The organism is Flavobacterium frigoris (genome assembly GCF_900111075.1).
In the GTDB taxonomy this organism is placed as follows: Bacteria; Bacteroidota; Bacteroidia; order Flavobacteriales; family Flavobacteriaceae; genus Flavobacterium; species Flavobacterium frigoris.
This window is the reverse complement of sequence record NZ_FOFZ01000013.1, coordinates 82,977-92,249: the sequence shown is the minus strand read 5'-3', so window position 1 is coordinate 92,249 and position 9,273 is coordinate 82,977. Positions and strand designations below refer to the sequence as shown.

At 34.8% G+C, this 9,273-nt stretch carries 6 protein-coding genes; 1 reads left to right on the top strand and 5 read right to left on the bottom strand.

Annotation, left to right across the window (positions count from 1 at the left end):
* A partial coding sequence (locus BMW63_RS14680; protein ID WP_139174257.1) for an Ig-like domain-containing protein occupies positions 1–3,278 on the bottom strand: 3,278 nt, incomplete at its 3' end.
* 1,152 nt (positions 3,279–4,430) lie between these two features.
* Between BMW63_RS14680 and BMW63_RS14675 the strand changes: the two genes are divergently transcribed.
* A complete protein-coding gene (locus BMW63_RS14675; RefSeq protein ID WP_074724218.1) occupies positions 4,431–5,498 on the top strand; it encodes a glycosyltransferase in 1,068 nt (355 codons plus the stop codon).
* An 80-nt stretch (positions 5,499–5,578) separates the two neighbouring features.
* Here BMW63_RS14675 and phoU read toward each other — a convergent pair whose 3' ends face one another.
* From phoU to pstC, 4 genes are all read right to left on the bottom strand, one after another.
* The gene (gene phoU, locus BMW63_RS14670) at positions 5,579–6,247 is read right to left on the bottom strand and encodes a phosphate signaling complex protein PhoU (protein ID WP_074724217.1); all 669 of its coding nucleotides are present in this window, start codon (positions 6,245–6,247) and stop codon (positions 5,579–5,581) included.
* 61 nt (positions 6,248–6,308) lie between these two features.
* Complete coding sequence (pstB, locus tag BMW63_RS14665; protein ID WP_074724216.1) at positions 6,309–7,061, bottom strand: phosphate ABC transporter ATP-binding protein PstB; 753 nt, start codon at positions 7,059–7,061, stop codon at positions 6,309–6,311.
* Between the two features lie 109 nt (positions 7,062–7,170).
* Complete coding sequence (gene pstA / locus BMW63_RS14660; protein WP_074724215.1) at positions 7,171–8,049, bottom strand: phosphate ABC transporter permease PstA; 879 nt, start codon at positions 8,047–8,049, stop codon at positions 7,171–7,173.
* 1 nt (position 8,050) lies between these two features.
* Positions 8,051–9,259 (bottom strand): phosphate ABC transporter permease subunit PstC, encoded by a 1,209-nt coding sequence (gene pstC / locus BMW63_RS14655; RefSeq protein WP_245744982.1) that lies wholly within the window; start codon positions 9,257–9,259, stop codon positions 8,051–8,053.
* Positions 9,260–9,273: the final 14 nt, after the last annotated feature.

The window sequence follows — 9,273 nt, the reverse complement described above, 5'->3', positions numbered from 1 at the left end:
GTGGTTTGACTTGCATAATAGGTTTCTGTAACTAAGGTTTCTGAACCTGTATATAAGGTGCCTGATGTTGCTGCTGAATACCATTTGATAGCCGTACCTGTAGCAACTAAATCACTTACTTTTTTAGCATCTACTGTACAAAATGTTTGTGCAGAAGCACTAGGTGCTGATGGTGTTGCATTTACTGTTACTCCAACAGATGTTCTCAAACTCTCACAACCATTTAATGTCTGGCTTGCATAATAGGTTCCTGTAACTAAGGTTTCACTTCCCGTATAAAGCGTACCAGCAGTAGCCGCATCGTACCATTTAACTGTAGTGCCTGTAGCCACTAAATCAGATACTTTTTTACTATCTATACTACAAAAACTTTGTGCGCTTGCAGCCGGAGGTGCCGTTGTATTTACTAGTACTGGAACAGAAAAACAGGTAGTAGTGTTACAAGTACCTTTGTATCGCACATAATAAGTAGTGTTAGCCAATGGAGAAACCGTAATACTATTCCCTGTTCCTACCGCTGTTGTCCCACACGATCCTGAAAACCACTCCGCTATTGCGCCTGTCCCTAAAGTACCCCCAGAAACGGTAAGTGTAGTAAAGTCACCCGGGCATATGGTGGTAGATCCAGCAATTCCAGTTGGAGCAACAGAGTTTTTATTTATAACAAATGGAGTGGTAGTTCTACAATCTAATTTATCAGAACTGGCAGCATAATAAGTTGTAGTTCCAGAAATATTTGTATCTGCCAATCCTGAACCAGATACACCAACTGGATTAAACGGTGAACCCGAACCTATTGGAGATCCTCCACTAGCAACTGTATACCAATTTATCGTTGGGATTATTTCTCCTCCTGCAGGTGGGGTAATACTCCAATTAAAGGTGTCATTAGTTGTTGCATTATTACCATTTGTGGTCGAAATTAAAGTGTAAGTAGTACCAACGGCTAAACTTGAAGTTGTTATCTTAGGCTCACTACTTCCGTCAGTTCCCCCATTACTATCATCATCTCCATTCAACCATACTCCTGTTCCTGGACATGTCCCTGGAGAATATGCTCCCGAAACAATATACCCCATACCATCATAATTAGCATTATCAGCCATTGTGAAAACATAAATTCCTGCAACACTAACTTGAAAGTCTATTGCCACATAATTCCTAGTCTTATTATCAAAACCACAACCATCAGTTGATTTGATGTTATTTTTAGGTCGATTACTACTAGGACTTCCTGCTGTCCAAGCTCCCGATAATGTTGTTAGATTAGCAGTTGTACCAGTCAACGACCCGGATCCCCCAGGACAAATAGTAGCTCCTGTAGTTGTTGGTGCTGAAGCACATGAAATTGGCGTGGGAGTTATCGAAGCGGTATTATTAGCTGGCGTTGCATCAGTTTCGTCACTTGAAACTGATGCAGTATTAATATAAACACCCGTATTTTTTACCGTTGCCACAACAGTTAAAGCAGCACTCGCTCCATTGCTTAAATTACCTATAGCCCAGACACCTGTTCCATTAGAATAAGTTCCTATTGACGGAGTTGCGCTTACAAAAGTATAACCACTCGGCAATACATCAGAAACAATAACACCTGTTCCTGTATTCGGCCCATTATTTGTAGCGGTAATAGTAAACGTTACATTATTACCAAATATTGGCCTCATATTATCAACACTCTTAGTAATTGATAAATCAGTACACAATGCAACAGGAATTGAATTTGAAAGTATTGATGGCCCACAAACGGTTGTTGATGAAACAGAATAAGAGCCAGAAGTTGTAGCGGTATAACTTGATGAAATTGCACCAGCTATTGCAGTTCCATTTAAAAACCATTGATAAGGAGCAATTCCTGAGTTCACAGTTAAAATCGCAGACTGAGCAGCACAAGAACCTCCTGCTACATAAGCTAAATTAGGCTCGGTTGGCTGATCAACGAATTTAGAGAAAAATCCAGACATTGAAAAACCACCCCCTTGTTCGACAAACGAAACTGACAATCTTGAAGCACTCGATAATTTCACAACAACTGGTGAGGAAATATTAGTATCCGTAAAAGTTATTAGATACCATCCAGTCGTTCCTAATTGTTTTCTAGTTATCGCTCCTCCTCCTAAAGTTTGAATATCAATACCATTAAGATACACTTTATCTGTGGCACTATTCAACAAAACATAACCAAAATAAGGCAAAATTTGATTAGTATAACCCAAAAACTGAGTAGTCTCTACAACGAGCGAGCCTGAACAAACTTGAGCAGGTGCAACAGTAGAAATATCTACCTCACAACCATCTGCTGTTCCAGAATATACAACAACATTTTTTGTAGCTACAATCCTTGAAGAAGAATATTTATTATTCCCAACGACACCATTGATAAAAGTATAAAAATCTCCTGCATTTGTCAATAATTTAGTTACTGTCGAAGAAAAAGCACCTGTACTTGTATAGGTGTCAATTTGAACAGATGTATTTGCTACTGTTGCAACAACAGTTGTTTGCTCAGCTTTGTCATTACCATTACCTTTTACTATAATGTACTCTTTCCCTAAAACACTAATGGGTGGGATTTGATCAAACGTTCCATCACCACAGCCAGAAGGTGCATCTATAGCAGCACCAGTATTCATTACAATCCCTTTTGAAGAGGTAATTAAAGCACCTAAAGTCGTTTTAAAAAGCCAGCTTTGACCAGCCTGCAAGGTAGCTACAACGGTTCCATTTAAGCTTACGACTGTATTATTATACAATGCCATCGCACTGTAAATTGGAGTTCCATTACCCGTTGAATCATTTCTATAATAGCCAATTCTAAAACTAACACCTATCCCTGGATTACCAAAACTAGTTAATGATGCATTCCCTTTAATGAATGAATCTCCTACCGTACTGTTATCGGAAGCAATATTTCTTACATTAACTGAAATCGGTTTATCTCCCGTAATTATTAGACCACCCCCATTGATAACAGAATTCATGGGATGCATTGGAAAAGAACTTGGAACACCAGTAAATCTATAAACTAAAGGCGCACCTGCTATTGCACTTCCATTTGCCACAAATGTACCATCACTTTTCGCAATGGTAACATTAACTGCAGTTGTAGATTCAGTAGCTATTACAATAACATTAGCATTCGATAAATATTGCCACGGAGCAGGAGCAATGTAATGCTTGTCATAAAATTGTGAATAAGAATTTAGTGAAAATAAAAGACTCAAAACAAAAAATAATATTTTTCCGAATTTTGGTGTTTTTAAAGTAATTTTATTCATAAGTGAGCTGTATTTTTGGTGGCAAAAATGTCTTTTGGATATATTTATTCCTAATATTTTCGATAAAATATAGAGTGACTTAAAAAGCTTTTATTTATCAGTTTTAATGTGATAAATAAGCTGCAAAACTGCTAATTGAATCTATTTTCTAACTTCATCTACGAGATTTTAGAAAAATAGGTTTTAAACAGCGGGAGGAGTAACATTAATTCCATACATAGCGATTTAAAGGTGAAACATGGCAGATTTTTGCTAGGGCAAAGAATCTTAATATATTTTTTTTGTTCATAACTTGTTGACAAAATTAACGTTAATTTTGTAATACTGCATTAACAACATTAGTTTAAATTAAATAATAGTAAAAAAAAGCCTATTCTATAGATTTTTTTTACCATTATACTTCTTTTTGTATAAAAGCTTGCATTATTGTAATAATCACTTAAAATTAAGCCTATAGCGACCTTTCAATTGAATAGATTAACTAACGAAACCCATGCAAAAATAAAATGTATGTTTTTATTAAATTTGAAAATATAATCATCACTAAATAAATCCATCTTTAAAAAAAGGCATCGCAAAAACAGACTATTTCTACTACCTTCTAAATGTAATTTTTACACAAAAAAATTAATTATTTTTAACAGCAAAACGATTTTCTGTACACAAATTGTAGTAAAAAACATCAAGTACATTCACGAAAGTATACAAATCTCAAAGAATAAAAAAAATAAAATTCATTAAATTATCTATTAATCGTCTAAATGCTGTTTTTCACAGACAAAATACAATCAACCTTCTAGATTATATGTATTTACTTAATGATTATTTTAGGATTTATTCAGAAATACCAGAATAACATATTGAATATCAATGCAAAAAAAATTAAAATCATTAAGTAAAAAACGAGAATTTTGTCACAGAATAAAAGTATATCTGGTACACCTTTTACAAATTAACGTTGTGCAAAAATTACCAACATTCCTAAAATGGCATTTTTGAGTATCTCCTAATAAACCTTAAAATAGGAGCAAATGATATTCTAATGACAACCAGACTACACAATAATTATTTGTTGGTTTGGTAATACTTTAAAAACATATAAAAATTGTAACATACGCTATCTTTAACAATAAAAAAACAGCTTTCACAACTATGGAATCAAATGCTACCAACAAAAATATATTGGTTGCTCCGTTAAATTGGGGCTTGGGTCATGCCACGCGTTGCATTCCTATAATAAAGGCATTGCAAGAAAGCAATCACATTCCTATAATCGCTTCTGATGGAATAGCCCTTGCTATGTTACGCAAAGAATTTCCTTATCTACAAACACTCGAATTGCCTTCTTACGAAATCGAGTATGCTAAAAACGGTAAAAATTTCAAATGGAAGTTATTAAAAAATACTCCTAAGATGTTGAAAGCCATTTGGCATGAAAAAAAACTGGTAGCTTCATGGATCAAACAATACGATATCGACGGCATTATCTCTGACAACAGACTGGGTGTTCATAACAAAAATGTTCCCTGTGTATTTATAACACATCAGCTCAATGTGATGACGGGGAATACGACTTGGCTAACAAGTAAATTGCATCAAAAAATCATCAAAAAATATGCAGAATGTTGGGTTCCTGATGTTGCAGGCGAACCAAATCTTGCTGGGCAATTAAGTCACTCGACTAACTTGCCTTTTGCGCCCAAATACATCGGCCCATTAAGCCGTATGCATAAAAAAGAAATCACAAAACAGTACGACTTAATGGTTATTCTCTCTGGTCCTGAACCACAACGAGGATTATTAGAATCAATCCTAAAAACCGAATTAAAGCGTTACAGAGGTAACGTGGTATTCATTAAAGGGATTGTAGAAAAGGAACAAAAAAAAGAACAGCTAAAAAACATTACCTATTTTAACTTTATGACTAGTCGTCAACTGGAACAAACTTTTAATGAAAGTGACATTATCCTAGCACGTTCCGGTTATACTACAATTATGGACTTGGTAAAACTAGGTAAAAAAGCTTTCTTTATCCCTACTCCGGGACAATACGAACAATTATATTTGGCCAAAAAATTAAAAGAAGATGGCATGGTTCCATATGCAGAACAAGATGATTTTAAAATAGATCACTTGCCCGAGATCAAAAAATATTCCGGTTTACAGTACTTTGACAATACTCCCGATTGGATAAAACTATTTGAGGTTTTTGAAATTTAAAATCTCAATAGAAAAGCTGGTTTTCATACCGTTATTTGATATGAAAACCAACTTTAAAATGTACTTAAAGAATGGATTAATTAATTCTTGTCGGAAAATTTTTCGTGCTTGATAGTCTTCGCATTAATCATAAAAAAAACAGATTCTGCAATGTTTGTGCTGTGATCAGCAATTCTTTCAAAGTGTTTCAATGCAATAATTAAGTTGGTACCAGACACCACTGTTTTTGAATTATTTTTCATTTCCCCAATGATATTATCAATTGCATCGCTGCTCTTACTTTTAACATCAGTGTTTAATTTGAAAATTTCTTCAACGCTAGTTTCATCCATATTAAGGAAACACTCATTAGTCTTCGCTGTAATATCTTCTGCACCTCTTACAATATCAGCAATATTAAATTTTGATATAAGTTCATGCTTCTCTTTAATACTTTTGGTCAGTTTGATGATGCTCATTGACAAATCGCCAATTCTTTCTATCTCTCTGCTAATTTGCATTGCCGATATGATAAATCGTAAGTCGGAAGCAACAGGTTGTTGCAAAGCGAAAACACTCTGACAGATATCATCGATTTTCACATCTAATTTATCAATCTTATTTTCTGTTTTCTTTACTTCTTTACTTTCTAAAACGGGTTCTGAAAGGACTGCCTTAACAGCTTCAGCAACCTGACTTTCAGCTAGGCCTCCTATTTTTATAATTATGCCTCTAAGTTTACCAAGTTCTGTTTCTAAGTGTGATGCCATTTTTTTCTAAAGATTTGAAGATTTAAAGTTAATAGATTTTGAATACAAATCAAAATCATTCTTATCCGAATCTTCCTGTTATATAATCTTCTGTTTGCTTTATAGCCGGTTTTGTAAAAATAGTTTTTGTTTTATCGTACTCAATCAACTCGCCCATGTAGAAAAAAGCGGTAGTATCACTCACACGACCAGCTTGTTGCATATTATGCGTAACGATAACAATGGTATACTTATTTTTTAGCTCATAAATCAGTTCTTCAATTTTTGAAGTGGAAATTGGATCTAAAGCCGATGTAGGTTCATCCATCAACAATATAGAAGGCTTTATTGCTAGAGCACGAGCGATACATAACCTTTGCTGTTGTCCTCCAGAAAGTTCAAAAGCTGATTTTTTCAGTTTGTCTTTTACCTCATCCCAAAGTGCCACTTGTTCAATCGTCGTAACGACACGTTCTTCAATTTCATTTTTGTCAGTAATCCCATTAACTCTCAATCCATAGGCTACATTTTCAAATATAGTCTTTGGAAAAGGATTTGGTTTTTGAAAAACCATTCCAACATTTTTACGCAAATTATCCACATTTGTGTTTTTTTCGTAAATATCTGCTCCATCAATAACAATACTTCCAGTCATTTTAGTACCGTCTATAAGGTCATTCATTCTATTTAATAAACGAAGGTAAGTTGACTTACCACACCCTGATGGTCCAATTAATGCTGTAACCGTATTTTCTTTCATTGACAAAGAAATATCACGCAAAGCATGATTTTCCCCGTAGTAAAAATTTACGTTATTTGATTCTATTTTATGCATGTTATATTTTTATTTTAAATCTAATTATTCCGCTGTAATACAATTGTATAATTCATTTAATCCTACCGATGCCTGAGATCATTAGACTAGTATGAATTAGCAAACGGTATTAATTCATTTTTACTTTTTTTCCATAATATTTACGAAGTGCATTCGCCAATAAATTAGAAATTAATACAATAATAATTAATATAAGCGCTGTACCATAAGCCATTGCTCTTGATTTTTCAATATCAGTACCACTAGTTGCAATTACATATAAATGATAAGGCAATGCCATCGCCTGATCAAAGATAGAAGTAGGCAATTTAGGTAAAAAATAAGCCGCAACAGTAAATAAAATAGGCGCAGTCTCTCCAGAAACCCTTCCTACGGATAATATTAATCCCGTAACGATATTAGGAAATGCGATTGGAAATACAATTTTACTTGTCGTTTCCCATTTACTTGCTCCCAACCCAAAACTTGCTTGTCTAAAGGTGTCATCTACTGCTTTTAATGATTCCTCTGTTGTTCGAATGATAACCGGAAGCACTAACAAACCCAATGTCAATCCACCCGCTAATATCGAATCTCCAAATTCCAACTTATTTACAAATAATGACATCCCGAAAAGTCCAAATACGATGGATGGAACTCCCGCAAGATTATTTGTCATTTGCTTAATTATTTTTTTAGGCCAGCCGTCCTTTACATATTCGTTCATATAAATAGCCGCTAGTACACCTATAGGAAACGCAAATACCATACTTGCCAAAACCAAACAAAGCGTTCCAACAATGGCAGGAAAAATACCGCCTTCGGTCATCCCGTTTTTTGGCATCGCGCTGATGAATTCCCAGCTTATAACACCAATCCCTTTCGTTACTATAAAGGCTAATATTACAAATAGAAGTGCTACTATGGCATAGCTTGTAGCTGTAAAAAGCCCAAAGGCAATTTTTTGACTTCTTCTTTTTTTCTTTGCTAAATTATTTTCAATACTCATATTAGTGTTTTTTATGGGAGTTTCTATTGGTCACTAATTCTACTAACATATTGATTCCAAAAGTAATTATGAATAGAATACAACCCAATGCGAATAAAGCTTCATAATGCAAACCTCCGTTTGGAGCTTCACCTAACTCCGCTGCAATAGTAGCCGGAATTGTTCGAATAGGCGCTAAAAACGAATGAGGTATTACCGCAGCATTTCCAGTTACCATCAATACAGCCATGGTTTCACCAATAGCCCGACCAATTCCTAAAATTGCACCAGCAGTTATCCCAGATGCAGAATAGGGAATTACCACTTTATAAATCGTTTGCCAATGAGATGCACCTAAAGCCAAACTAGCTTCTTTCATCGCACGTGGCGTGTTACGCATCGCATCCTCTGAAATAGTGATAATCGTAGGCAGAGCCATAATTGCAAGCACTACACTTCCCGCCAATGCTGTTTCACCTACCGGTAGATTAAAAACACTTTGAATTAAGGGTACTATAACCACTAATCCAAAAAAACCATAAACAACGGACGGAATTCCCGCCAAAAGTTCGATAAGGGGTTTTAATAAATTACGTGTTCTCTTCTTTGCGATTTCACTTAAGTAGATGGCTGCTGCCAAAGCAATAGGCAAAGCCAATAGAATAGCTCCTAAACTCACCCATAATGTACCATAAATTAATGGTTTAACACCCATTTGAGCCACAGGTTCAGCAGTAGGAAACCATTCTTCACCAGATAAGAATTTATAAACGCTAATTTTATTTATATCTACTTCCTTTCCTTTAAACTCTTTATTCACATACTTATCTGAAAAAAACGCTATGATTCCAGGTGTTTTAGCGATAAGCTCATTTATTTTGTCAGGGAAGTTAACAAAATTCTCCCCAAGCTCTTCCTCTGTATAATAATCCGTTATATCTCCAGTTCTAAACAAAACGATAGGCTCGTCTTTCCCACCAAGCTCACTCCAATTTATAATTTTTTGATCAAAAATATCTTTTATTTGGGACGGCTCTAATTTACCTACTGGATTTGACTCATTTACCGCCAATAAAAACCCCTTGTCTATAGGTTTTTTAGTAAAAACCCCAGCACCTTCTATAAATAGAAAAAAGACAATTAAAACTACTGTAATACTAGTAGCGGCGCTACTTAACATTAAAATAGATTCAATCACCTTCTCTTTAATCTGTTTAAAATTTGTTTTCAAAAGAGTGTTTTTTA

What these genes read in the sequence shown, in the direction of transcription:
- BMW63_RS14675 (WP_074724218.1), top strand. Translation starts at nt 4,431, where the DNA reads ATGGAATCAAATGCTACCAACAAAAATATATTGGTTGCTCCGTTAAAT.
- phoU (WP_074724217.1), bottom strand. Translation starts at nt 6,247, where the DNA reads ATGGCATCACACTTAGAAACAGAACTTGGTAAACTTAGAGGCATAATT.
- pstB (WP_074724216.1), bottom strand. Translation starts at nt 7,061, where the DNA reads ATGCATAAAATAGAATCAAATAACGTAAATTTTTACTACGGGGAAAAT.
- pstA (WP_074724215.1), bottom strand. Translation starts at nt 8,049, where the DNA reads ATGAGTATTGAAAATAATTTAGCAAAGAAAAAAAGAAGAAGTCAAAAA.